This is a genomic window from Rhodohalobacter sp. 8-1, from assembly GCF_038150125.1.
Classification (GTDB): domain Bacteria; phylum Bacteroidota; class Rhodothermia; order Balneolales; family Balneolaceae; genus SW132.
Genome location: NZ_JBBVMF010000012.1, coordinates 74,961 through 100,860 on the forward strand (window position 1 = coordinate 74,961; position 25,900 = coordinate 100,860).

At 43.5% G+C, this 25,900-nt stretch carries 23 protein-coding genes; 13 read left to right on the top strand and 10 right to left on the bottom strand.

Features of this window, described 5'->3' with window-relative positions; all coding sequences use genetic code 11:
- The first annotated feature begins 137 nt into the window (after nucleotides 1–137).
- Nucleotides 138–1,811 (top strand): T9SS type A sorting domain-containing protein, encoded by a 1,674-nt coding sequence (locus tag AABW11_RS13050; RefSeq protein WP_340105554.1) that lies wholly within the window; start codon nucleotides 138–140, stop codon nucleotides 1,809–1,811.
- A gap of 337 nt (nucleotides 1,812–2,148) precedes the next feature.
- Here AABW11_RS13050 and ppc read toward each other — a convergent pair whose 3' ends face one another.
- Nucleotides 2,149–4,944 (bottom strand): phosphoenolpyruvate carboxylase, encoded by a 2,796-nt coding sequence (ppc, locus tag AABW11_RS13055; protein WP_340105555.1) that lies wholly within the window; start codon nucleotides 4,942–4,944, stop codon nucleotides 2,149–2,151.
- 271 nt (nucleotides 4,945–5,215) lie between these two features.
- On the opposite strand from ppc, the gene AABW11_RS13060 reads away from it, so the two are divergent.
- The 5 genes from AABW11_RS13060 (at nucleotide 5,216) to AABW11_RS13080 (ending at nucleotide 9,355) form a co-directional block, all read left to right on the top strand.
- Nucleotides 5,216–6,568 (top strand): MFS transporter, encoded by a 1,353-nt coding sequence (locus AABW11_RS13060; protein ID WP_340105556.1) that lies wholly within the window; start codon nucleotides 5,216–5,218, stop codon nucleotides 6,566–6,568.
- Nucleotides 6,569–6,879: 311 nt separating this feature from the next.
- Nucleotides 6,880–7,065, top strand: coding sequence for a histone H1 (locus AABW11_RS13065; protein ID WP_340105557.1), 186 nt, complete (start codon nucleotides 6,880–6,882; stop codon nucleotides 7,063–7,065).
- 115 nt (nucleotides 7,066–7,180) lie between these two features.
- Nucleotides 7,181–7,333 (top strand): hypothetical protein, encoded by a 153-nt coding sequence (locus tag AABW11_RS13070; protein ID WP_340105558.1) that lies wholly within the window; start codon nucleotides 7,181–7,183, stop codon nucleotides 7,331–7,333.
- Nucleotides 7,334–7,404: 71 nt separating this feature from the next.
- Nucleotides 7,405–7,884, top strand: a complete 480-nt coding sequence (locus AABW11_RS13075) for a PH domain-containing protein (RefSeq protein ID WP_340105559.1) — start codon at nucleotides 7,405–7,407, stop codon at nucleotides 7,882–7,884.
- Complete coding sequence (locus tag AABW11_RS13080) at nucleotides 7,877–9,355, top strand: PH domain-containing protein (RefSeq protein ID WP_340105560.1); 1,479 nt, start codon at nucleotides 7,877–7,879, stop codon at nucleotides 9,353–9,355. Before AABW11_RS13075 ends, AABW11_RS13080 begins: the two co-directional genes overlap by 8 nt.
- A gap of 28 nt (nucleotides 9,356–9,383) precedes the next feature.
- Here the strand turns inward: AABW11_RS13080 and AABW11_RS13085 are convergent, their stop codons facing one another.
- Both AABW11_RS13085 and gcvP read right to left on the bottom strand, forming a co-directional pair.
- A complete protein-coding gene (locus AABW11_RS13085) occupies nucleotides 9,384–9,755 on the bottom strand; it encodes a response regulator (protein ID WP_340105561.1) in 372 nt (123 codons plus the stop codon).
- Nucleotides 9,756–10,076: 321 nt separating this feature from the next.
- The gene (gcvP, locus tag AABW11_RS13090; RefSeq protein ID WP_340105562.1) at nucleotides 10,077–12,989 is read right to left on the bottom strand and encodes an aminomethyl-transferring glycine dehydrogenase; all 2,913 of its coding nucleotides are present in this window, start codon (nucleotides 12,987–12,989) and stop codon (nucleotides 10,077–10,079) included.
- A 392-nt stretch (nucleotides 12,990–13,381) separates the two neighbouring features.
- Here gcvP and AABW11_RS13095 point away from each other — a divergent pair, with 392 nt between their 5' ends.
- The 3 genes from AABW11_RS13095 (at nucleotide 13,382) to AABW11_RS13105 (ending at nucleotide 17,604) form a co-directional block, all read left to right on the top strand.
- A complete protein-coding gene (locus AABW11_RS13095; RefSeq protein ID WP_340105563.1) occupies nucleotides 13,382–15,367 on the top strand; it encodes an LVIVD repeat-containing protein in 1,986 nt (661 codons plus the stop codon).
- 165 nt (nucleotides 15,368–15,532) lie between these two features.
- The gene (locus tag AABW11_RS13100; protein ID WP_340105564.1) at nucleotides 15,533–16,675 is read left to right on the top strand and encodes a YncE family protein; all 1,143 of its coding nucleotides are present in this window, start codon (nucleotides 15,533–15,535) and stop codon (nucleotides 16,673–16,675) included.
- A 98-nt stretch (nucleotides 16,676–16,773) separates the two neighbouring features.
- Nucleotides 16,774–17,604 (top strand): ZIP family metal transporter, encoded by an 831-nt coding sequence (locus tag AABW11_RS13105; protein WP_340105565.1) that lies wholly within the window; start codon nucleotides 16,774–16,776, stop codon nucleotides 17,602–17,604.
- Between the two features lie 64 nt (nucleotides 17,605–17,668).
- Here the strand turns inward: AABW11_RS13105 and AABW11_RS13110 are convergent, their stop codons facing one another.
- The gene (locus AABW11_RS13110; RefSeq protein WP_340105566.1) at nucleotides 17,669–18,307 is read right to left on the bottom strand and encodes a DUF2459 domain-containing protein; all 639 of its coding nucleotides are present in this window, start codon (nucleotides 18,305–18,307) and stop codon (nucleotides 17,669–17,671) included.
- Between the two features lie 54 nt (nucleotides 18,308–18,361).
- Nucleotides 18,362–19,288, bottom strand: a complete 927-nt coding sequence (locus AABW11_RS13115; protein ID WP_340105567.1) for a 2-hydroxyacid dehydrogenase — start codon at nucleotides 19,286–19,288, stop codon at nucleotides 18,362–18,364.
- 693 nt (nucleotides 19,289–19,981) lie between these two features.
- On the opposite strand from AABW11_RS13115, the gene AABW11_RS13120 reads away from it, so the two are divergent.
- The 3 genes from AABW11_RS13120 to AABW11_RS13130 all read left to right on the top strand — a co-directional run bounded on the left by AABW11_RS13120 (nucleotide 19,982) and on the right by AABW11_RS13130 (nucleotide 22,952).
- Entirely contained in the window at nucleotides 19,982–20,404 is a 423-nt protein-coding gene (locus AABW11_RS13120; RefSeq protein WP_340105568.1) for a LexA family protein, read from the top strand.
- Between the two features lie 44 nt (nucleotides 20,405–20,448).
- A complete protein-coding gene (locus AABW11_RS13125; protein ID WP_340105569.1) occupies nucleotides 20,449–21,717 on the top strand; it encodes a Y-family DNA polymerase in 1,269 nt (422 codons plus the stop codon).
- Nucleotides 21,718–22,085: 368 nt separating this feature from the next.
- On the top strand, nucleotides 22,086–22,952 hold the full coding sequence (locus tag AABW11_RS13130; RefSeq protein ID WP_340105570.1) for a M28 family peptidase: 867 nt from the start codon (nucleotides 22,086–22,088) through the stop codon (nucleotides 22,950–22,952).
- 51 nt (nucleotides 22,953–23,003) lie between these two features.
- Here AABW11_RS13130 and AABW11_RS13135 read toward each other — a convergent pair whose 3' ends face one another.
- A complete protein-coding gene (locus tag AABW11_RS13135; RefSeq protein ID WP_340105594.1) occupies nucleotides 23,004–23,291 on the bottom strand; it encodes a 4a-hydroxytetrahydrobiopterin dehydratase in 288 nt (95 codons plus the stop codon).
- Between the two features lie 225 nt (nucleotides 23,292–23,516).
- On the opposite strand from AABW11_RS13135, the gene AABW11_RS13140 reads away from it, so the two are divergent.
- Entirely contained in the window at nucleotides 23,517–24,332 is an 816-nt protein-coding gene (locus AABW11_RS13140) for a CheR family methyltransferase (protein ID WP_340105571.1), read from the top strand.
- 65 nt (nucleotides 24,333–24,397) lie between these two features.
- On the opposite strand, the gene AABW11_RS13145 is transcribed toward AABW11_RS13140, so the two are convergent.
- The 4 genes from AABW11_RS13145 to AABW11_RS13160 form a co-directional block, all read right to left on the bottom strand.
- Entirely contained in the window at nucleotides 24,398–24,751 is a 354-nt protein-coding gene (locus tag AABW11_RS13145; protein ID WP_340105572.1) for a metalloprotease family protein, read from the bottom strand.
- Nucleotides 24,752–25,116: 365 nt separating this feature from the next.
- A complete protein-coding gene (locus AABW11_RS13150; protein WP_340105573.1) occupies nucleotides 25,117–25,284 on the bottom strand; it encodes a hypothetical protein in 168 nt (55 codons plus the stop codon).
- 34 nt (nucleotides 25,285–25,318) lie between these two features.
- A complete protein-coding gene (locus AABW11_RS13155; protein WP_340105574.1) occupies nucleotides 25,319–25,495 on the bottom strand; it encodes a hypothetical protein in 177 nt (58 codons plus the stop codon).
- Nucleotides 25,496–25,577: 82 nt separating this feature from the next.
- Nucleotides 25,578–25,883: a hypothetical protein gene (locus AABW11_RS13160; RefSeq protein ID WP_340105575.1), complete on the bottom strand. Its 306-nt coding sequence runs from the start codon at nucleotides 25,881–25,883 to the stop codon at nucleotides 25,578–25,580.
- Between the last annotated feature and the right edge of the window lie 17 nt (nucleotides 25,884–25,900).

Genomic DNA, 25,900 nt, shown 5'->3' on the forward strand with positions numbered 1-25,900 from the left:
TAAAAATTTATAAATCGAACTGAGGTATTGAACAAGAAGAAATGTAATAGCCACAAATTGGGTTCTTTTGAAATCAGATAATATTTTATATTAAGTAGATTTTAAATCGATCTATTTATCAATTGTACAGATACTCCATGATTTACAAATTATTTAAGCTTACGATGCTTTTCTGGCTGGCAGCAGGTATTTCCAGCGCCAGCGCACAAACAATTGATCCGGCTGATATTTTAATAAAAGATGCGCCTGAGCTGCAGCATGTTTGTATTTTTGAACCCACAGACTTTAACGTCAACAGGGCTATTGCTCATGCAGATATCGTTGGGAAAACAGCATCAAGCAGGAGAACATCCAATTTCAACGTAACCTATTTGAGTTCCTGTGGAGGCGATACCTGGCCTTCTCAAGCGTTATCTGCGTTTGAGTACGCCATGAGCATCTGGGAATCTCATCTCGAAAGTACCATTCCGGTAGAAATTGAGGCAACCTGGCAAGCATTGGATTCCAATGTGCTGGGGTCTGCCGGCCCTACACGTATTGCGCAAATTCCGCCGATTGGAGAAGATAATACGTGGTACTCTATTGCACAGGCGAGTGCTATGACGGGCAGTGATATAAAATCATCCGCAGATGTAGATTTTGATATTCGAATAAATATTAACTGTGATTTTACCGACTGGTATTTCGGGCAAGATGCAAATCCTCCGGCAAATTTGATAGACTTCGTAACGGTAGTGTTACATGAAATCGGACACGGAATTGGCTTTATTGGCAGTATGTCCGGCGATGAAGATTTAGAAAATGCAGGCTGGGGATTTCAAAATTCGAATGGCGTTGCTCAGCCAATTATTTTTGATCAGTTCGCCGAAGATGGTGAAAATGTGTCTTTGTTAAATGAGTCGGTCTATCCAAATCCTTCGTCAGAGCTGTACGATGCGTTAACAGGGTCGTTTGGCGGTGTCTTTTTTGATGGAACAGACGCAAATATCGTAAACTTTGGAAGCCCGGTCCGGCTTTATTCGCCGTTTCCCTGGCAGGGGGGTAGCAGCTATTCTCACCTTGATCAGGATACATTCGGGGATAGTGAAAATGCCCTTATGAGGCCCAGGCTTGATCGCCAGTTTTCAATACATACTCCCGGTCCTGTAATGTGTGGTATGCTTAGCGATATGGGCTGGCCACTCGGCCAAAATTGTTTTGACCTGATAGGCGTAGAGTCGATTATTTCGGTTGAACAGTCTGAGCTCAATTTTGGCGTTTCTAATGTGTCTGAAATTGAAAATCAAACACTCACGGTTAGTAATGATGCATCTGCTGAGGATGCACTTAGCGGACAAATTGTGATAGAAAGCCCAAATTACACTGTTTCAGAAAATTTCCGAACCTTTACTATTGAGCCCGGCAGCAGCCTTGATGTTCCGGTTCGGTACATTCCTCAGAGCATAGACATGCATGAGGCTGAGTTAGTACTGACGCACAATTCATCAAACCAACCCAACCCGCTGCGAATTTCGCTGACTGGTGAAGCGCTTGAACGGAATAGTATGTATGTTCTGGATCAAAACTATCCAAATCCGTTTAATAGCCAAACCCAAACCACTATCGAATACGCTCTCACCGGTACATCAGACGTACTGCTTGAAGTATATAACACAACCGGTCAGCGCATATCAACACTGGTCGATGAAGAGCAAGGGGAAGGCCGATACATCGTAGACTTTGGTGCATCGGGGCTTGCAAGCGGTGTTTATCTGTATAGGATAATTGTTGATGGCGAAGCCGATACACGGAAGTTGCTTCTTGTAAAATAATATCCGTTGAACATACTACCCTTATCCTACTCTTCAGAAGGACGAAATTTTGATATATTAACGGCATTACAAAAGGCTGATGTTCTCAAATTCAATTTCTTCAATCTCAGCCTTTCCAGTAAGAGATTATTACTATGATACTTCAGCGAAACTACTAAAGTCTAAAGCTCTCCATTCCAGTTCACTAAACCTCAACCTTTCCATTAGAAGCGCATATTGCGGATGCCTTCGCAAAACTACTAAAGGCTGAGGTTCTTCAATCCAGCTCACTAAACCTCAATCTTTCCATCAAAAGCGCATACCTTCATAAAACTAATTCGGTATGACGCAACTTTCATCACCCCGTACTCTGCATTGCAGCAGCTACACCGTTTATACTTAAAAACAAAGCATGACGCAACTTTTTGAGCTCTTCGTCATTGTCTGCTTTTTCCCATCGGTTCAGCAGTTCAACCTGAAGTACGTTCAGCGGATATGTAAACACATTCCGGAATTTGATTGAATTCTGAATCACTTTCCGTGTGTCGAGAATGGCATCTTGTTGGGTGATTTTCAGCAGTAAATCACGTGTCTTGTAAAAATCGTCCATAATAAACTGATGATGGCGTTCCTGGTCACTCCGTTCTGCATATATGTTGCTCGTGAGAGGATGGTTTCGGGCTATTTCCCGCTGTGCATTGTCAATAATGGTATTAAAAAAGCTCCAGCTTTTGTACCAGTTTTGCAGGGTCTCAAGTATATCAGGGTCTTCCTGAAGTAATGGTTCTAGAGCGGCTCCAAGGCCAAACCAGCCCGGGACATTATACCGAACCTGTGTCCAGCCAAATACCCATGGGATAGCACGCAGATTATCAAACTGTAAACCGTTTTCACCTCCCCTTGAGACCGGTCGTGATGCGATCGGCAGATTACCAATATGTTCAACCGGTGTAATTTTTTTGAACCAGTCCCAGAATTCCGGATGGTCAATAAGGTCCCTATAGGCAGCCATTGAACTGTCGGATATTTTATCCATAATCTGTTCGGTTCCATCACCTTTCTCTAAAGCTTTCTGACCCTCTCCGGCGGTAACGCGTGCAACGGCGTTAACAATCTGCTCAAGATGCCGGCGGGCAATTTCGGGTAGTGAGTACCGGAACGATATAATCTCTCCCTGTTCGGTGAAACGAATACGCCCGTTATTACTGATGGACGGCAGTGCCAGAATTGCCCGGTTCGATCGTCCGCCGCCGCGCCCTACTGAGCCACCCCGGCCATGAAATAGCCTGAAGTCGATCTTATGCTTCTTCAATACTTTACCAAGTCTGAGCTGAGCTTTTTGAAGTGCCCAGTTTGCCATCCAGTAACCACCATCCTTGTTGCTATCGGAATATCCCAGCATGATTTCCTGGAAACCGTTTCGGGCTTTCACATGCTGCTCGTAAATTTCATCTGTCAGGATCTTCTCCATCAGTTCTGAACTGCGGTCCAGGTCATCAATTGTCTCAAAAAGAGGCACAATATCGATACTGCTGTGCACCTTTTCGCCGTCCCATCTCCATAAGCCGGCTTCTTTTGCCAGAATAGCCACTTCAAGCAGGTCACTTACATCGTGTGTCATGCTAATGATATAGCTTCCAAACGAGTTTTTGTCCACATCTGTCATCGTTCGGATCAGCTTAAAAACTGAAAGAATCTTTTCCGTGCCGGATTTAAGTTTATAATCAACCGGGCTGAGCGGCCTGGGGTTGCGTAATTCACTTGTCAGAAGGTCAAGTTTTTCCTCTTCGTTAAGTTTGGTGTAGCCTTCTTTCACATGGGCAACTGATAGAAGGTCTTCAACTGCTTTTTCGTGAATCTCACTGTGCTGCCTGATATCAAGTGCTGCGAGATGAAATCCAAACGTTTTCGCCCGTATCCTAAGGTCGTTAAACTGACCAAAGGATGCTACATCCTGCAGCCCGCTTTCAATGAGCGAGTTATAAATTAAGTCAAGATCCTCTATAAAATCTTCTGCTGAATATTCTTTAGCGGTATCAATGATGGTCTGCTCATTTTCTCCAATAGCCGAGAGCAGCCGTTCAAGGCGATGCATCATATGGGTGAGCTTTCGGCGATAGGGTTCATTTTTGTAAGACCGTTTGAACCGGCCGCTGAGCGGAACTTCTTTATCATCCTGTTTCAACGATTTCAAAAAAGCCTCGGGTACATCAACAAGATTTTGAGAGATTGAAAGGTATCGTCTCGTCTCCCTCAGCTCTTTGAGGTACATTTGGAGGGTTATTTTTCGGTGCTCAGTCAGCGTATTCCAGGTTACGTCACGCGTTACATTCGGGTTTCCGTCGCGATCGCTGCCAATCCACGACCGGTATTTAAAAATAATTGGCAGGTCGGGCACTTTACCATATTGCCTGTCGAAGGCAAATCGTATATCATCATAGAGCCTGGGTACTGTACTCCATATTGTATTGGTAAAGAAAAAGAGGCCGTTTTCCACTTCATCCTCCACCGTTAATCGTTCCGACCGAACTTCATCCGTTGAAATCAGGAGAGCAATTTCATTTAAGACCTGCAGTAAAATTCCTTCCTTTTCATTTGGGGTTAGTCGCGCATCATCCAGCTTATCAATCATGGATGTAATATTTTCCTGCTTATTCAGAATACTCCGCCGCCGGGCTTCTGTGGGGTGAGCCGTAATAGTTGGCTGAATATCGAGCTTTTTGATGAGCTCTAGCGATTGTTCGTAGCTGTAGCCGTTCTTTTTAAATCCACTCAGCAGTTCGGCAATACTTTCCGGGCGCGGATGATCCTGGTCTATCTTCTTAGCTCGTTCGCGATTAATCCGGATAATTTCATGCTGCTCAAGAGAATTTACCAGATGGAAAAAGATGGTGGTAAGCCGTAAGAGGCTCGTGATTTCATCAAGCTCCAGTGAAGCTATTTTTTCCTGAAGCTCTTCGTTTGCTTTGCCGTCTTCTTCAAAGGCCTCTGCCGCTTTTTGCGGTAACGTTGATGATAGTTCCCTCAGGGAAGTAGCGCCTTTTTGCTCCAGAAAATCTTCCAGAAGGCCGGTCAAAGCAATCATTTTTACTGTTAACGGCTGGCTGATATCTGAAGATGTGGCAAATTTTTCAATCGTCTCTTTCCAAGTCATAAGGATGCAGGAATTTGTGGTTTTTTATTGATAGCCTATTAGATACCCATTCTGCAGCTTAATATCATCTTGATGAGGATAAAATTCTAAATAAAAGCGCTTTCAATGTCAGTTGTTTCGATATTATCCGAGATTTTAGATTAGTATTTACGATTAATAAGTAAAAAATTAAACCAGTTTTTAGAACCACGGAAAAAATGCGTAAATAGTGGCAGTTTTAAAACGACCCGAAGTCGTGTAAATAATGACCCATTTCAGAATTTGAATCCTCATGATGAAACGCCATCGAGATGATATTCCGCGCGCATCCAAAAAAGAGATTTTTGGATGGGCTATGTTCGATTTTGCAAACCAAGCCTACACGCTCCTGATTATCACTGTGATTTTTCCGGTGTTGTTTACAACAGTTATTGTAGGGGATGCGGGCGATGACTACCGGCTTGGAAATCTGCTATGGAGTGTTGCTCTGGGACTCAGCTATTTTATGGTTGTTTTAAGCGGGCCTGTGTTTGGGGCTATCATGGACTATTCTGCGCTTAAGAAACGATTTCTGTTTCTTAGCTACGTATTGACAATTGTGGCAACATCACTTCTCTATTTTGTTGAACCGGGGATGATTGTTTTGGGTGTGATACTGATTATCATTTCAAACTTCGCTTATGCAACAGGCGAAAGCTTTATCGCGGCATTTCTGACCAGCCTGGGCCCGCCAAAAGATTTGGGGAAGATATCAGGATTTGGATGGGCATTGGGTTACATCGGCGGTCTATTTTCTGCCGGATTTGTGATTGTTTATTTAGGGGACGCAACGGCTGAAAACTTTGATCGAATTCGCTGGGTAGGGCCATTTGCTGCTGTCTTCTTTATGCTAGCCGCTATTCCAACATTCTTATGGGTTAAAGAGCCTGGCAAACGAAGAGAGCTTCCGAAAGGCGAAACACTTATATCTATGGGCTTTGTTCGCCTTGGCAGAACCATTCGTGAAATTAAGCAGTACTGGGACCTGGCTGTTTTTCTTGTTTCTGTCTTCTTTGCAATGGCGGGAATCTATATCGTCATCTCGTTTGCATTTATTTATGGTGATCAGATTGTAAAGTGGGATGAGAGCGTCCGCATACTGATGTTTGTGATCGTTCAAATTACCGCGGCGATTGGAGCCATTGTGTTTGGCTACATCCAGGACAGGATTGGGGCCAAACTTACATATAACCTGACTCTTGGCCTTTGGTTTCTTGCTGTGCTGGGAATTTGGGGCGTCACAGACTTCACGGTCTGGTTTAACTCCATATTTGCTACAAATATCGAGGCTCAATATATGTTCTTGTACATCGGTGTGCTGGCAGGATTGAGTTTGGGATCGAGCCAGTCGGCAAGCCGTGCTCTTGTGGGAATATTCTCTCCGGAAGAAAAATCTGCAGAGTTCTTTGGCTTCTGGGGATTATCGAACAAATTAGCTGGGGTATTTGGAATTATTGGCATCGGTCTCCTTCAGGCACAATTTGGTCTGAAGACCTCCGTGCTTTTTTGTGCCGCGTTATTTTTACTGGGAATTCTCGTGAACATTTTTGTCAATGAGCAGCGGGGACGGCAGGTTGCAGATCAATATGAAGGGTATGACATATAGCAGATACTGATAAGAGTAAGCTTTTATATGTTATATTTTCATGTTTATTCGCTTTAATCCAATAAAAAACAATGACTTGTGAATTAATTTTGGTTTAATAAATTAATTCTTTGAGTGAGGGGTATCGTTAACCCGGAGTAGTTGAAAAAACCTATTTTTGGATTTCTGACTAAAAAAAGATGCATTTAATGCTCAGAATGGTATCTTGAGCAAGTTTTGACAGCAACTATAGAAGCTGTTTCAAATTAATCTTTTGACGAATATCGTTTCGTCATTTAATAAATAACTAACTGACAAATTGGAGTATATTTATGAGCAGAATTGAAGAAGTAAAGAGCCTGATGACTGAACTCGAAGAAGACATGGAAAAGTTTTACGATAAAGGAAATAAAGCTGCCGGTACAAGAGCACGTAAGCAGCTACAAGACCTTAAGAAACTCGCTCAGGACATTCGTCTCGAAATTCAGGCTAAGAAAAACAAAGAAGATAATGCTTAGTTGTTAAGTCTGTACAGTTTTAAAGCCACGCATAGCCGTGGCTTTTTTTTATTCAAGGAACGTAAGGACAGTGGGTTTGCATTGTTATTAACAAGAGTTAACTAACCCCTTATCTATGGAATCACTTCTTTTAATTTCCGGAATTTTTGTGTCACTAATTGCCGGATATGGTTATTACATCATTTTTACAAAAGAACAAGCTGAATTTGAAGAGAAGAGAAAAAAAAGTACCAGGTATCGTACCAATGAAGAGTTCATCAAAAGCTAATTGACGTTATTTATGGTTTTCTATCAGCTATACAAAGCGTAAGTTTGGAGTAAATTATTAGTATAGATTGAATGGATAAATCATCTTCAAAAAAATTAGCTCCGGCTATTATAGGCGTCTGGCGATGGGGCAGTGCAATTGGTTATCTTTTTCTGCTTGGCTTGCCCGTTATTTATTACTCAATTTTCGGGATGCAGAATATTCACTTTTGGCTGCTGATAGCCATAAGCCTGGTTGTAATGGCATTGTGGATCACTGCCGTATTTATCGTACCTCCAATCAGCTGGACTCGTTGGAGATACAGTATTAACGAGAATGAAATTGATCTTCTGCGAGGGATTATTGTAAGGAAAGAGACACTTATTCCGCTGAGCCGCGTACAGCATGTAGACACTCGGCAGGGACCTCTTTTGCGTTGGTTTAACCTGTCGTCCGTAACAATTTCAACGGCTGCCACAACGCATGAAATTCCCGGACTTGATGACGTGATCGCCGACAAGGTTCGGAAAGAAATTTCAATGTACGCAAGACTTGCTGAAGAAGATGTATGATTTTCAACGGCAACATCCAATAGCAGCTATCAGTCGTGCTTTTACGATGATTCGCGGCAATCTTATCACAATCATCGTATTTCTGTTCATCGGAGCCCAAAGCGAGTCATTTTCTTTTTTATTGATGATCGGTGGCGGCTTTCTGCTGTTGATGATTTCTGGTGTCCTGGATTGGTGGCGTTTTCTGTTCAAGGTTGAAGAGGGAGAGATGCACATCAAACGCGGTATTTTTGTCAGAAAGAATATTTATCTCACAAAAGACAGGGTTCAGGTTATCGATATTTCTTCTGGAGTGATACAGCGTTTGTTCGGACTGGTAAAAATTGATATACAAACGGCCGGATCTACCTCAAGAGCCGCCATAATTGAAGCCGTACCGCTTGAAACGGCCAAAGAAATAAAACAAAAACTTAGTAGGAACGGGAATGGCCAAGCCGAAGATGAGCAAGCTAAGACAGATAGCAACCGGGTAAATGTATACGGCCTGCCCAATAAAGATCTTTTAATTGCTGCCTCAACATCAGGACGATTTGGAATCGCACTTTCTGTTTTGGGAACACTTTTTTCGCAAATTGAACCCGTAATTCGCGAATCGAACCTTTTTGAATACCTGTTTTCGCTCTTGCCCAGCCAGACCGATACGTTTATGATTATCACCATAATTGTCATGTTTGTAAGCGTGGCCTGGCTTATATCATTTTTTAGTACTCTATTTATGTATGGAGACTTCAGCCTTGAAATTAATGACGATGAAATGATAATCTCAAGGGGTATACTTGAGAAAAAGAGAATTACGGTTCCTTATAAGAGGATCCAGGCTCTGTTTGTCACCGAGGGCATTATTCGTCAGCCTTTGGGCTACTGCTCTGTTCATATACATAGCGCGGGATATGGAGATGAACAGGGATCAGGTGCAATCGTTCTGTTTCCTTTGATCAAAAGGGATAAAGTGGAATCACTGATAGAAAAAGTTGTGCCTCATTATGATGTTTCCCTTCCGGGAATTACACCTCCTAAACGGGCTCTCCGTCGATATATATTCAGGTCAGCGGCAATTTTAACAGTAGTAACCGCCGTTCTATACTGGATATTCTCACTTACAAACTGGATATGGCTCATACCGATTCTTTCGGTCTGGTGGGGCTGGCTAAAGTATAAAGATGCAGCAATCGGGTGGGACGATGCCAACGTAGTGATAAGTAACCGCAAACTGGCCAAAAACATCGCTATCGTAAAACGGGATCGAATACAGGATGTCTCAGTATCAGCAAGCTGGATACAGCGCTTCAGAAATTTATGCAGTACAGATGTACATGTTGCGTCGGGAGATCACGGTAGTTCGTTTTCTATAGATGATATAGAGGAGAGTGACGGAGAGCGTTACTTGAATGCCATAAACTCAAAACTATTAGTGGAGAGACAGTTGCCGACAATGAAGGCATCAGAGCCTGTGATACTGCCGGGCTGGTAGACGTTTTTTATCTTACTTTAAGACAGGATTAGGCAGAAGGATTTTCGACGCCGTTGATTGCAGATTTCAGATCGTGGATGTTTACCGGTTTAATCATGAAAAATGAATTTTGAACCTGCGAGGCTCTTTTTCGTGTATTCAGATCAGACTGGCCGGTGATATAAATAACCGGTGCGTTTGAGTGGTTTCGAATCTGTTCCATTGCCTGAATTCCATTGATATCATCAGCAAGCTGGATATCCATAAAAATCAGGTCCGGGTTATGTTTCTGAATAGATGCCACGGCTCCAGAGCCGGTTTGTGAAATCTCTAAAACGTCTAAATCCAATGAGTTAGCCATTTTTTCCAGTACAATGCCTAAAAGCTGATCGTCTTCTACTATTACTACTTTTTTGTTCATGAATTTATCTTATCTCTGCTATTTAAGTTGACTCAATGTATTGCTTTTTGCCTACGGGAGGGGTTAAAATTTTATAAGATATGAAACTGTTAAACGACTCTAAGACTCAGGACAAAATGCAATATGATATCTAACTGAAGTAATAGTTTAACATATAAACAAAAGAAAGAGGGCTTTACAATACAGACCCGAAAACTCTGACAAACAGCGTGCAGACGCGTAGGTGACAGCTATCGGACGATTTCATCGTTCTCATAAAAAAAGCCATATTCTCTCGAATATAGCTTTTCATCATAAAATCAGCGATGCCTCGATGCCTTCTTATGATATTGAGGCGATCGGCTGGCCTTCGGCATACTCTTCAATCGGCACGCATGTACACATCAGGTTTCTGTCGCCATAGGCGTCATCCACGCGGCTAACCGACGGCCAAAACTTGTTGAAACGGAGTTCCGGAATTGGGAACACGGCTTTTTCGCGAGAGTAAGGTCGATTCCATTCATCGTTCAGCGCAGTTCGCATGGTATGCGGTGCGTGTTTAAGAACATTGTTTTCAGAATCGGCATCGCCATTTTCAACTTCTCTGATCTCTTCCCGGATATGAACCATGGCATCACAAAATCGGTCCAGTTCAGCTTTAGATTCACTTTCAGTCGGTTCAATCATTAATGTTCCGGGTACCGGAAACGACATAGTTGGCGCATGAAAGCCGTAATCCATCAGGCGCTTAGCCACATCAACAGATTCAATGCCGGCGCTTTGCTTGAATCCCCTTAGGTCAACAATAAATTCATGAGCCGAATGACCGCCTTTTCCTGTGTAAAGAATAGGGTAATGGTCTTTGAGGCGATCCTTAAGGTAATTCGCATTCAATATGGCAACCTCAGTTGCACGGGTCAGGCCGGCCGCTCCCATCATGCGGATATAAGCGTGCGAGATAGTGAGTATGCTTGCGCTGCCAAAAGGGGCGGACGCTACGGCATCAATCGCCTGGTCACCGCCGGTGGAAACAAGCGTGTGACCCGGTAGAAATGGACTCAGCTTTTCAACAACACCGATGGGTCCCATGCCGGGACCGCCGCCACCGTGAGGAATACAAAACGTTTTATGCAGGTTAAGATGGCAAACATCGGCCCCGATCTGTGCCGGTGATGTTAGCCCGACCTGTGCATTCATGTTCGCACCGTCCATGTAAACCAACCCGCCATTTTGGTGGATTTCTTCACAAATTTCCCTGATGTCTTCTTCAAATACACCGTGGGTAGAGGGATAAGTGACCATCAGGGCAGCCAGGTTTTCCTTGTTAGCCTCAATTTTATTACGGAGATCGTCAAGATCGATATTTCCCTGATCGTCGCACTTTGTAATCACTACTTTCATACCAGCCATAACGGCACTTGCCGGATTGGTACCGTGTGCTGATGAGGGCACTATGGTTACATTTCTGTGTTCGTTGCCATTTGCGATATGGTATGCACGAATGGTCATAAGGCCGGTATATTCACCCTGGGCCCCGGAGTTTGGCTGGAACGACATTTTATGGAATCCCGTAATTTCGCACAGCCAGTCGTCAAGCTCCTCAAAAAGCTTATGATAGCCTTCTGCCTGATCAGCGGGTGCAAACGGGTGAATTTTTCCAAATTCAGGCCATGTCAGCGGGATCATCTCAGAGGTGGCATTCAGCTTCATGGTACAAGATCCAAGTGAGATCATACTGTGGGTCAAATCCAGATCTTTATTCTCCAGCATTTTCAGATATCGAAGCATCTCATGCTCGGAATGAAACTCATTGAATACCGGATGCTCGAGGTAAGCTGTTTTACGCTCCAGGTGTTCCGGGTAATCAACATCAATCAACTCCGACGCTTTCTGAAGGTCAAAGGCTGAGTTAGTACCTGTCGCTGAAGAAAAAATGGACAGTATATCTGCAACATCTTTAAGCGTTTTGTTTTCATCGAAAGATATGCCAATAGTACCACCGTCGTAGCGCAGATTAATTTTGTTCGATTCAGCTTTTTTGCGGATCTCATCAATGACGGACGAATTGTCGACCTGCAGCGTTAAGGTGTCAAAAAACTGCTCGTTCTTTACAGTGATGCCCAACTTTGAAAGTCCGGCTTCTGCCAGTTTTGCAAGTCCATGAACACGCGAAGCAATTCGTTTTAATCCTTTTGGACCATGATAAACAGAATAGAAACCTGCAATCACAGCAAGCAATACCTGGGCCGTGCAAATGTTTGATGTTGCTTTTTCACGCCTGATATGTTGCTCGCGCGTCTGAAGGGCCATCCGGTACGCGGGGTTGCCTTCAGCGTCTTGTGTTACCCCGATGATACGACCCGGAATTTGGCGTTTAAACTCGTCTCGTGTTGCAAAAAATGCGGCATGAGGGCCGCCATATCCCATGGGCACACCAAAACGCTGGCTCGATCCAACAACAACATCGGCTCCCATTTCACCGGGGGATTTCAGCAGTGTAAGGCTTAGAAGGTCGGCAGCAACCGTTACATATACACTGTTCTCATGAGCTGATGCGATAAGCGGAGTATAATCTTCAACAGACCCATCAGATCCCGGGTACTGTAAAAGGATGCCAAACAATCCAGGGTCCGTCACATCCAGATCGGCGACGGGTCCAACTTTCAATTTGATATCCAGCGGGTCGAGCCTGTTTTTTAGAACAGATAATGTTTGCGGGTGGCAGTTTTCACTGGCGAAAAATGTGTTCGCTTCCTTTCTCTTTTTTCCTTTTCGTTTTCCATGAAGCATGGACACGGCTTCTGCAGCTGCTGTGCCTTCATCAAGCAGCGAGGCGTTGGCAATCTCCATTCCTGTTAGGTCGCTGACCGTTGTTTGAAAATTAATCAAGGCTTCAAGCCGTCCCTGCGCGATTTCGGCCTGGTAAGGAGTGTAGGCCGTATACCAGCCGGGATTCTCAAGCACGTTTCGAAGTATCACATTAGGTGTGATGGTCTCGTAGTAGCCCATCCCGATAAATGATCTGAAAATCTTATTTTTAGACGCTGTATTACGGACATCCTCAAGGTACTCATCTTCGGCAAGGGCCGGTGGAAGGTTAAGGGGCTTGTCCAGCCTGATTTTCTTTGGAATTGTTTCACCAATCAATTGGCTAAGGCTGTCCACATCAGAATGCTTAAGCATTTCTTTTATTTCCGCTTCTGATGGCCCGATGTGGCGATTTTCAAATGGTTCTTTCGTGAACTGTATTGGCATAATTGTAAAAGCTGCTGTTATGATGATTCCGACGCCCAATCAGAACAAAACGAATGGGATAACGGTTTCTTTTTTCAGAAAAATTACGGAAGAAAAGTACCGTTTAATTGTCATTATTTAGCCTGTTGTACTTCGATAAATTCAAGCTTTAAAGATAAGATTTTTGCAGTATCAGAAAACTAATTTCGATATACATTTTATACTGTATTAGCGACGTTGCACAAAACCGTTGTAATCCGTTGAGCTGTACTATTGTAAGACGGGAGACGTTTTGCGAGATGTGAGACAATAACTAATATCCATCAAAGATTTTTACATAATGTGTCTTGTAAAATCTCGCCATTAATGCTAAATAATGGCATCGTCAAACTGTAACCGAATAAAGCACATATATGACTGTATTTTTTAAAAATATCATAGCAAGTTTAGCTGTTTGCCTACTTGCAGTTACTGTACAAGCACAGGACATTACAATTCAATTTGAACCTTCAGAACCGATTCTTGAAGTGGGAGAAGAACTTCAGCTGAAAGGAAAGGCTGTAGATGCGGAAGGTAACGTGCTTTCAGAAGATCTCAGATTCTTTTCGCGAGCCAGGAATTCTGTGGGTATGAGCCGTGATGGTTTGATGACCGCAATGTATCCCGGCACATTCACAGTGTCGGCTCTATACACTGATGACGATAATAACAGGGTGATCGAAAATCTTGAGGTAACTATAAATTATCCGCCGCTGGAGTCGATCACATTTACGAATGTACCAGACCGAATGTACACAAATACCGCACTTCAGGTTGATTTGGAGGTGATGGACGAAGCAGGTCTAACACGAGAAGCAGCAGATGTAACATTCAGCGTGAATAATTCACTCGCCAATATTGATAGATTTGGTCTTTTACAGTTGCAGGAACCGGGACTGGTTACACTGACCGCATCAGCTGAGAATATTGAAACGACAACCCAACTTCGTATTGTCGAAAATCCGGTAAGGTCTGTAGCGATTGGCAACGAGGTGATGGAAGCCCGAACAGGTGATGTATTACGGATAAATGCCACAGCGTTGGATAGTGATGGAAATGTGGTTGCGGATGCACCGGTTGAATACTCTTTTATTGCCCGGCCTGATGATACCCTGGGCCAAAGTGCCGAAGGGCAGGTAGCGCAGGATGGGAGATTTGTAGCCAATTTACCGGGCTATTTCACGCTAATTGCAAAAAGTGGAAATTCGGTTGCCAGGCAGACAGTTCGAATCAATGAGCGCAATATAAAAATGCGGCTTGAAATGGTTGGACACTCACTCGTTAATAGCGTTCACACATCCGACCTCTGGGTTTGGGAAGGGCAGGATGGTCGTGATTATGCAATTACAGGGACATGGGGCGGCAGCGGTGATACCTACTTCTGGGATGTGACCGATCCAGCCAACATGGTTCCAATTGATACTGTAACTGTTGATGCGCGTACAGTAAATGATGTGAAAATTTCGGACGACGGATCGCTTGCCGTCATTACACGTGAGGGAGCATCAAACCGGCGAAACGGTATTGTGATTATGGATGTATCTGATCCTCATAATGTGAGTATTATTTCGGAATATACGGAAGACCTTACCGGCGGTGTTCATAACTCATTTATCTATGAGAACCACGTATACGCCGTCAATAACGGCCGAAAATACGATATCATAAATATTGATGATCCGGCAAATCCCTATACGGTCAGCCAGTTTGAGCTGGATACCCCCGGCCATGCCATCCACGATGTGTGGATCGAAGACGGTATTGCATATTCGTCGAACTGGAGCGATGGAATTGTAATGACAGATGTAGGCAGTACGCCGGAAGCAAAGACTCCCGAGGGTCATGAGCTTGGTGTGGGATCTCCATCAAACCCGGTGAAGCTCGGTCAATATTCGTATCCAAGCGGCTGGAATCACGCGGCCTTTCCTTTTAAAAGCGAAAGTACAGGTGATTTTTACGTAATCGCAGGAGATGAAGCTTTTCCAAGTGGTATTAATATTGAAAACGAGCCAACGGTACCGGCCGGGTGGCTTCACTTTGTAAAATTTGATGGATGGGAGAATCCGGAAGAAGTAGCCCGTTATGAAATTCCTGAAGCAGGGACTCACAATTATTGGGTTGATGGAGACCTTCTGTATATCGCCTACTATAATGCCGGGCTTCGCATCGTGGATATTTCCGGTGAACTGATGGGGAATCTTTATGACCAGGGGCGCGAGATTGCTCACTACATAACAACAGATCATGAAGGGTATGTGCCAAATGCCGCGATGGCATGGGGACCGCAGCCACATAAGGAACACATTTTTGTATCTGACTGGAACTCGGGAATTTGGTCTTTCCGGTTGGTTGAGGATTAATTCAAAGACTCAGTTCAATGAATTATATTTCAATTATTTAGAAAATAGTCTCCCCTGACAAGGGGAGATTTAAAGGGGGTGTCCATCAGAATGTAACACTGTGATGAACAACCCGTTTTAAAGGGAGCCTTATATTTTATCTAATTCAGGAAAAACAGGATTATCATGAAAAGACTATTTATCACGACTCTGTTTACATTTCTTTTATGTTTGATATCCGTTCAGCTTCAGGCACAGCAATACAAATTTTATGTAGCCGCTGAATCTGAAGACAAGGTATACAGGGTTTCATTTGATGCGGAAACGGAATCAAGCACCATCGAAAACACGATTTTGGTCGGAGAGTATCCTACCGAAAACGAAGGACCTCATGGCATCGGCGTTGATCCGTCGGGCGACTATTGGTTTGTGAGTATGGGGCACGGTGTGCCGTTTGGCCACCTGTATAAATATGAAATCGGAACCGACCGGAAGATTGGCCGTGTGGAGCTGGGAATGTTTCCGGCTACTCTGGATATATCGCCTGCTACCGGCTGGGTTTACATTGCTAATTTTAATCTGCATGGTCCGCACGAACCAAGTTCTGTGTCTATTGTTGATGGAACAACCATGGATGAGATTGAACGTATTGAAACGGGCGTGATGCCACACGGCAGCCGGCTGAATACTGATGGGACCTTGCAGTATCATGTGTCGATGATGACCGATGAGCTTTACGAACTTGATGCGATAGAAATGGGCGTTAGCCGCGTATTGAAATTGACGGATAGTGATTCTGGTACTGCTATGGATCACGGGATGCATCAAACCGGCGATGGCACAGAGAAGGGTATGGGCGATCATGACAATCAAAACTCACATCAGCCCAAAGTAAAACCTACGTGGGCCAGCCCAAATCCGGAGAAACCTCATGTTTATGTAGCAGGCAACGGAAATGATAAAATCTACGTGGTAAACATCGATTCCTGGACAGTATCTGATGTTTGGGACTCACCCGGCAAAGCGCCGTATAATCTTGAACCCACACATGCGGGTGACCGGCTGGTTGTAACGTACAAAGGGGAAGGAGCCGTGGGTATTTGGGATACAAACACTGGTGAGCAGCTTAAAAAAATTGCAACAAGCAGAAAAGTGACGCATGGAGTGATCATCTCTCCCGACGATAAATACGCATTCGTTTCATCTGAGGGTATTGGCGGAGAATCTGGAACAGTTGATATTGTTGATCTTCAGGCGCTTGAAATAGTAGATGTGATTGAGGTTGGAAAACAGGCGGCCGGTATCACTTTTTGGAAAATTGACGAATGAAGGCGTAACCTTTCCCGATGAGTCAATCGATTAATAAATATATTTTTAGCCTTGGCTAAAATTTGTATCTTTTCTTGAAATAAAGACTTGGAGAATAAATGGGCTGGATACCGGAATGGTTTTTCGATTTAAACCCGCTTTTACAGGCACTGATTGGTGGGCTGTTTACTTGGGGAATGACATCTGTGGGCGCTGCAGTTGTATTTTTCACGAAAAATGTCAGCCAGAAAGTACTCGACAGCATGCTTGGCTTTGCAGCTGGCGTGATGATAGCGGCAAGCGTATGGTCGCTTATCATTCCCTCAATTGAAATGACGGAAGCAATGGGTGGAATTGGCTGGGTTCCGGCAGCATCCGGATTCTTAGTTGGCGGGTTATTTTTAAGGGTGTGTGATGCCTTTCTTCCCCATCTTCATATCGGGCTTCCCAAATCACAAGCGGAAGGTCCTAGCACGAGCTGGCGACGGTCAACACTTCTCGTTTTGGCAATTACAATCCACAATATACCCGAAGGCCTGGCGATTGGCGTTCTGTTTGGCGGGGCCGCAGTTGGGATTGACCCAACAGGTACCGCAACCATTGCCGGTGCCATTGCGCTTGCAATTGGTATAGGGATTCAGAATTTGCCTGAGGGAACGGCTGTTTCGGTTCCCTTGAGAAGAGAGGGAGTGGGAGTCGGAAAAAGCTTTTACTACGGTCAGTTATCCGGTGCCGTAGAGCCTGTCTTTGCAGTTACTGGAGCACTTGCTGTGATTTATGTACAGCCTGTTTTGCCATTTGCGCTAGCTTTTGCGGCCGGGGCAATGATTTACGTTGTGGTTGAGGAACTAATACCGGAATCCCAGCATCATGGAAATACAGATCTAGCCACGTTAGGAACGATGGTTGGATTTGTAATAATGATGACTCTCGATGTTGCGCTTGGATAAAAAATGATCATCAATAACCGGTCCTGATCAGATTAAGCAGTTAATTTACAGGCTTTCAGCACATCTATCTTTGCTGAATAACCTGGCCATGCTTTTTTGCCTGCCGAATCACATTTCCAGATGTAACGGCATAAAAAGGTGTAATAGGAAACCCTGTTTTGCGAATAGCACGGGCTGTCCATTTGTTGGAGGTGTTTGGAAAATAATATCTTCCTGTTGCCTCAAAAAATATGCTGTTAGGATATAATCCATCGGCAAAAACCTGTGCCTCTCCATCAACCCGCTGGAATTGGTTTGATATGTACTCAGCCAGCTTTTCTGCACCCGGTTCTGTTACCATAACTCTTATGACAGTACTGGACGGAAAATATCGATCAACCGGACGATCTATGCCCACAACATGAAGCACGCTGGCAGTCGGGATAAAAGCAGCACGAATCATGAGCCAGAATCCTGCTTCGCTGTCCGTATAGTAGCGTTTGTCTCCCCAGCCGAACATCAGATGAGAAGTATTTGGTAGTCTATCATGATTTGGCAGTTGCGGTTTGATGTACTCAGATTCAATAGCAATTCCTACGTGCCAGCCATGGCTGATGATATAGACTGGAATCGGCCGTTTGTTTTCATCATCGGGGTATAGAGATGGAACCGGACCTGCACACCCTGATAATATTAGTATGAGAATAATCGGTAATTTTTTCATAGAGAATAACACCTGTTAGTATGCCTCATCAAAAACACATGCGGAAAAACAGGATTAATAACCCTTGTAGCGATCAACCCGATTTAACAGCTCCATACTTGAAAGCATCCGCTTGTAATTTTCCAGAATTAAATCTGCAACTTCCTCCGGTTCCGTCACAGAGGCAATATGGGGCGTGATAGTGATGGCATCCCGGCCCCAAAACGGATGTGACTCCGGGAGGGGTTCTTTTTGAAAGACATCAAGTGCGGCGTGATTTAGTAGTCCCATGTCCAGGGCATAAATTAGATCTTCCTCAACCAGATGCTCGCCACGGGCAACATTAATGAGAAAGCCGGGGCTGCTGAGCTTTTTAAATAAAGACAGGCTTAATATATCGGTTGTTTCTTTGGTGAGAGGCAGCAAACAAACCAGGATATTAGTGGCTGCAAGGAATGGGTCGAGCTGTTCTTTTGAATAGGTGACCACATTTGGAATCGATTTTTTAGAATTCGACCACCCGGACACATTAAAACCGTTCTCGGCCAGGCGAACAGCCACTTTCTTACCGATGTTGCCGAGCCCCATCACGCCAACCATTACATCTTCTTTTTTGTAATGTACGCGGGGTTTCCAATCGGCCCACACCTGTTGCTTATTGTAGTCGTGAATGTGGCGCAAAATGGCCAGGACCGAAAGCGTCACAAAATCACACATCTGGTCGGATAATGTGGGGGCAACTACACGGGTAAGTGCAACATGCTGCGGTATTGAGTCATCTTTAAGCAGATGATCGGCGCCAGCTCCAAGGGATGAAACAACCTTAAGATTTGGATACTGAGAAAACTGATTTTTTGGCTGTTTCCACGCTACGGCAAACGACACTCGTTTACGAGATTTGATATCGGGCCAAATTTCAACATCGAGATTGCTGTCGAGATCCATCAGCGCATCCCGGTAGGGTTCCATATTGCGTGTTCTTGAAATAAGCATAATTGACATATAGGACAATCTTATTGGTTATGGATCTGACAACTGATCATCAGGCAAAAAACTCTAAAGTAATTGTAACCCCAGTTCGATTCATCATCTTTCTCAATTATTCAAACAAAATTTTCCGCTGACTGGCGAAGATATTACTCCATTTACCTTCGCTAACGGGGTGCCTATCGATATTTTTTACAATCTAACACATCCCCAGGAAATCCTTTATATAAGGCTGTTAAAAAAATAACGAATTAACAGTACAAGAGATTCGTGATATCTCAAAACTCGTGCATCTCCGTGACTTTATGCCGTTGTGGCAAAAAATTACCGGATAGTATATTTTGATCAACAGTTTCATCACAACCTCATCAGCGGGAAACACTTTTATTCATAATTTAAGATTCGAATTTGAGTCTATAGACAATATTTATAAAAAACTTACTTCGCAACAGTCTATTTCCATGTCAGGAAATAAACCTGAAGCTCTCGGAGCAATTAAAATGCCGTTTATACTGTTTCGGGCCAGTAAGTTAGAGTAAGCATCACAAGTGAAGAGAGCATTGATTTGAAGGGTATGAACTGTATAGTAATCTGTTCTCGGTATTAAATGAGATTGTTAGATATAAGCTTTGGCAAAAAATCATCAAATTAATATTGCGGCGATGACTATATACACATATATTTTACATATAAACAAACCCCAAGTATATGTTACACCATCAAATGATTCCCGAAAAAGCGAAAACCCAGTCACTGAGAAAGAGGCAATCAATGGAGACGGGATTTCCATCACCTGCGACAGATCATTTAGAAGACAGGCTCAATCTCCATGATCATCTTGTTCGCAATGAGGCAGCTACATTTTTTTGCAGGGTTAGGGGAAATGAGGATGAAGAGCTCGGTTTCAAAGATGGCGATCTTCTGATTGTGGATCGTTCACTGGCGTATAAGCATCACTCACTTGTAGTAGCGATTATTGATGGCGAACAGCGCGTTTGCAGGCTCTGGAATAAAGGAAGACACTGGTCGCTGCAATTTGGTGATAACAGTTTTCATCATTTAGATCAAAACGGAGAGGCCCAGGATATTTTATGGGGCGTTATTTCCCATGTTGTGCACTCGTGCCTGTAAACGACCAATATTTTGCTCTCAAATGATGCTGATTAGATGTGAAGATGTATTACGCACTCATTGATTGTAACAACTTTTACGCATCGTGTGAGAGGGTATTTGATCCTGCGCTGCAGAATCGGCCCGTCACCATTTTGTCCAATAATGACGGATGCGTCATCGCCCGTTCAGCCGAAGCCAAAGAGCTCGAAATTCCAATGGGAATACCTGAATTTAAAATCAGGCCGCTCATCAGAAAGTATAATGTTGCGGTGCGCTCATCCAACTATGCACTATATGGAGATATGAGTCGGCGGGTGATGGAAACACTTCAAACTTGTACGCCAAATCTCGAAGTCTACAGCATTGATGAGGCCTTTGCTGAACTTTCAAGCAGTTATATGGACTCTCTGGAAGCCTACGGCCAATATATCCGTAAGAGGGTGCTTAAATGGACAGGAATACCAGTTTCAGTAGGAATTGCATCAACAAAAACACTCGCTAAACTTGCGAATGAAACGGCGAAAAAATACAAGTCACTCAATGGTGTTCTCGTACTCGACCAGCCTGAGAAAACCGAAAAGGTGTTGAGGCATGTACCGGTAGGCAATGTCTGGGGAATTGGACGAAATTATACCAAAACGCTTGAGAAACACGGTATACAGTCTGCATTTGATTTGAGCCTGCTTCCCGATTCCTGGATCAGGCAGACGATGAAGGTTACAGGTTTACGGACAGTTTGGGAACTGAGAGGAAAACCTTGCTTAACGGTAGAGCAGACCGTTGAGCCAAGAAAAGGAATATTGAGCTCCCGTTCATTTGGCCAGCCAGTTCGGAACCGGGAAGATTTAAATGAGGCGGTGACCCTATTTGCAAGCCGGGCGGCAGAAAAGTTAAGAGCGCAGCAATCAGTTGCGAGTACGATAACGGTTACCCTGGTAACCAGTAAATATGCAAATGAAGGCAGCCAGTATAAGTTTGGACTATCCGTGAGTCTGCCAAATGCCACGGCGGACACAACTGTATTTTCAAGTGTATCAAAGATGGCAGTCAACCGACTATTTGATCCATCAAAGACGTATAAGAAGGCCTGGGTAATGCTGACAGGAATTGTGCCCGAAAATGAAATCCAGGCGAACCTGTTCACCGAAACCGGCTATAGTTCAAGGATGCATAAACTGATGGAATCGATGGACGCCGTTAATGCCCGATATGGTAAGCAGACCATGGGAGTTGCTGGCGCCGGGGTGGGAGAAAATCAAAGCTGGCGTATGAAACAGGAGCATTTGAGTTCCCGCTATACCACCCGCTGGGACGAGCTGATGGAAGTATGAGACAGAAGTAACCAGGTGCGTTGATGACTCCGTTTTCTCAAATGAAATGTCCCTTAACCCTGAGTTCGCCTAATTTCTTGAATTTGAAAAGTTTCCTTAAAAAGATAGAATATTCCTTTGTATCTACTTTGAGAGAGAGTGAAAATAATTAACCCTCCCCACGCCATCATTTTGATAGTTCATCCTTTATATCTCCCCGCTAATAAGCCGCTTTATGTAAGATAGCGAATGACCGGGCTCATCTTTTGAAGTTTCATACAAAGGGCCAGAATGAGCCCGGACAGGATGAATTTTTAATGATAATTATTTCGTTTATTCTATAAAGGTGTACTGTAATATTAGTTTGTATTTAAGAACAGACAGAAGAGATGAGTAGTGATTATCAAAAATTACAAGAGTATGTGAAAGAACTTTCTGAGAAGCTTGTACCCAGAGATGCTGCCCATCCTGAGAATTTGAAGAAAGTGGCGGATTATATAGAAGAACGACTGAAGAGTTTTACGGATAGAGTTGAGAACCAGCCTTATTCAGCAGATGGTATGACTGTTCGAAACGTGCGAGCCTTTTTTGGACCTGAAACGGATGATAGAATTGTGGTGGGCGCACATTATGATGTTGCCGGCCCGTATCCCGGCGCCGATGACAATGCCAGTGGTGTTGCGGGATTGCTGGAACTTGCGAGGCTGTTGTCTGATGAAGAACTGCCGATACAGGTTGAATTGGTTTCTTATCCTCTTGAAGAGCCGCCCTATTTTTATACCAAAAAGATGGGAAGCTATATCCATGCAAAATCACTTAAGGATGAAGCTGTGAACGTTAAAGCAATGATTGCTCTCGAAATGATTGGCTATTTTTCGGATGATGAAGGAAGTCAGTCCTACCCGCTGTCACTGCTTCGGCCGTTTTATCCATCGGTTGGAAATTACATTGCGGTGGTAGGCAAGATGTTTCAGAAAGGACTCGTGCGGAAGGTGAAGAAAGCAATGAAGGGTGTGGCTTCGCTGCCGGTGGAATCAATCAATGCACCTAAGCTGGTACCGGGAATTGCTTTTTCTGATCATTTGAACTACTGGCGGCATGGGTTTCCTGCGGTGATGATCACAGATACAGCCATGTACCGGAATCCAAATTATCATTCACCGACTGACACCGCCGGTACACTTAATTATAGAAAAATGGCGCAGGTAGTAGATGGGGTGAAAGAATCGGTTCAAAAACTGGCTAAGGGTGAGTAAAGTAAAAATCCGCAACGTCTGCAATGGACTTCACGGATCTTGAAATAGAGATCATTTATACAGTTTATCCGCTTTGGCGGCCCAGATAAAATCGTTGTCGCTGAGCCCGTCAATGGCATGTGTATAGACTGTAACATCTACGTTGCCCCAGGTGAGCACGATTTCGGGATGATGCCCTTCCTCTTCCGACATTTCACCAATCTTGACGGTAAAGTCCAGCGCCTGTTTAAAATTTTCAAAATCATAACTTTTCGTGAGATGATGATTATCCACCAGGTCCCAACCTTCGTCCAGCCGATTGTAATAATCCTGAAGTTCCTCTCCCTTCAGAGGAGGAATATCGCCGCTACAGGGTTCACATTTTTACTCGGTAAGTTCTGCATCTTGCTTGTTCATAGTGTTAGGTAATTTAAGTGAGTTCTCTTGTTTTCGATGTACCATAACAACAGCACGGGTGGAATTTGTTCCGGAAGGAGATCCATGAAGTATCTAAAATATTCATAAATCTTGACTGCTGAAGGGGTCATTTGTGTTTGTGAATTACTTAACCAAATTGAATGATTGATGAGTTCAAAAAAAGGTGCATCGTTCCTCCAGTGGGCACTTCCGAAAATGGGTTACCGGTGGGACGGTTTTCGGAAGCCGCGAAATCAGGTGCTCAGCCGCATTCGGGACAGGATACAGGACCTTGGATTGGCAGGCGGATTTGATGAATACAAAAGGTATCTGGACAATCACCCGGAAGAGTGGGATACGCTCGATCAGCTTTGCGATGTCACCATCAGTAAATTTTTTCGCGACCGGAAGGTGTGGGACTATCTGCGTGATGAAGCTCTACCCGGGATTCTTAATGATGAACCTGCATCGATCTGGTCCGTTGGCTGCTGCAATGGGGAGGAAGCATACAGCCTGGCAATCATCTGTAAACAGCTGGCAGAAAAGACGGATAGAAATATAACCTCAAACGATATTAACATCCTTGCCACAGATCGAAATGAACAGGTTCTGAGTCGTGCAAGGAAAGGCTGCTACCCGGCGGGGGCGTTAAAAGAGCTGACGGATGATGAGATCAGCACTTACTTCAGGACACTCGATGATAAGCACGAAGACGATTACCAAATTGAGGAGAGATTAAAGAAGTTCGTTGACTTCGAAAAGCGCGATATCCAGGATTCACTGCCTGACCAAACCTTTGACCTGATCCTCTGCAGGAACCTGGTGTTTACCTATTTTACCGAAGAGCGCCAGGCAGAATTCCTGGACAATTTAAAACCCCGCATGAAAAAGCCGTCGTACCTGGTGATCGGTAGTAATGAATCCCTGCCCAAACCTGGGTGGCTTGACGTGGTGAGTGAGACGCATCGGGTGTTTGGGGTTTGATGACAATGTTTAATCCCATGAGAAATTATCATATGCTCTTTCTTTCAAATGCGGTAATTCTTTGCTCATTTCTTATGATGAGAAAGTGTAAGCTGGGTTTGTTCTACAATCTCAAACCCGATCCTATCAGGCATATCTTTCAATTTCTTGTCTGCCGGTATACCTTTTGTCCTTGCAATGAGCAGGAGATCTCCGCTCGCGCTGATTGTAAATAAAACTCCAAACGCTGTGAGACTGATTATACCATAAGTCATACCAAAACCGATTGGGATAAGACCTAATATTATCAGTGGCATAATGGCTCCGATCCTGAAACCGGGAACACTGATTGGTTCTTTGATATGGACAAATGGAATGCCATGCTGATCGTCGAATCCAAATTTGACGCCCTTAAACCTAGAGGGTAAAAAGAAAGACAAGAAAACATTCTTGGCTTTATGAATGTTTGATAAACTTCAAAGTTATTTATACGATTTTGAATTTTCTCTAAAGATAGAAAACTTTTCCAATAGCAGGGACGAAAGAAAAACTATAGAAATAAATATTATTATTTGAAATAAAAATTCAGTTAACGAATTGTTTTGAAATTCGTAAAATTTTGGAATGATATGATTAATTATCCTGAAAATAATTATAGATACTGTAAACAGTATTACATAAAATAGAAAAGGTTTTTTAGGTGGAGAGAAACTGATCATATTTTATTTTCTACAATTTATAATATCCCAAGAATCTTTTTAAAAAAGATTCTTGGTTTAGATTAGTAATTAATCTTCAATTAGTTTCACGCGGAATATGAACCATCTGTATAACCCTCTAATTCTTCAAGAACTTTATTCGTAGGTCTTGCCTTATACCAATAAATAAAATCTTTTGTCTTTTCGCATACCCAATCTGAAATCGGTCCGCCTGCTGATATTTGTCGAAGTTCATCTTGTTTTAAATGTCTCATAAATATATAATTTTTAGTTTTAAATGTTTAATTTTTAAGAACAGCCACATTCTGAAGAAGAAACTCCAGTAACCACACCGTCAACTACTTCAACGGTAAAATAACCCACTATTGCAGCAGCAGCAGTATATCCTGCCCAAGCGAGTAATACTGGGACACCACCATCAACATCAATTAACTCTTTACTATTTAATTCTTTAAGATTTTCCATAATATTTGATTTTTAAATTAGAAATTAACTATACAGCCAATCTTTTTTGATTGCACTTATATAATACCCCACCTCACTGCACCTATAAATACAGTGAAAAATAATTCCTGGAATTTTTGCCGCCGGATACTTTTTTCATCTCTTCAGTTTCAATTTCTGACTTAAATCCAATGGTTACACGGCCGGGGATTTCGTAGATATAGCTTCGCCTTCGCCTGTCATATCGAATAGGGCAGTCGAGTTCTGTTCTGAGCTCGTCCAGGAAAATGTAGAGCCATCGTTCAGAAATATTCAGCTTTTGCGCCAGCTCTTTTGGGGGGCCGGTAGATTTGCGGCGAATTAAGGTGTCCATGCGTTCAATTCTGTTGATGTAATTATAAAGTGCCATTAGTTTGCTCTTTGAGT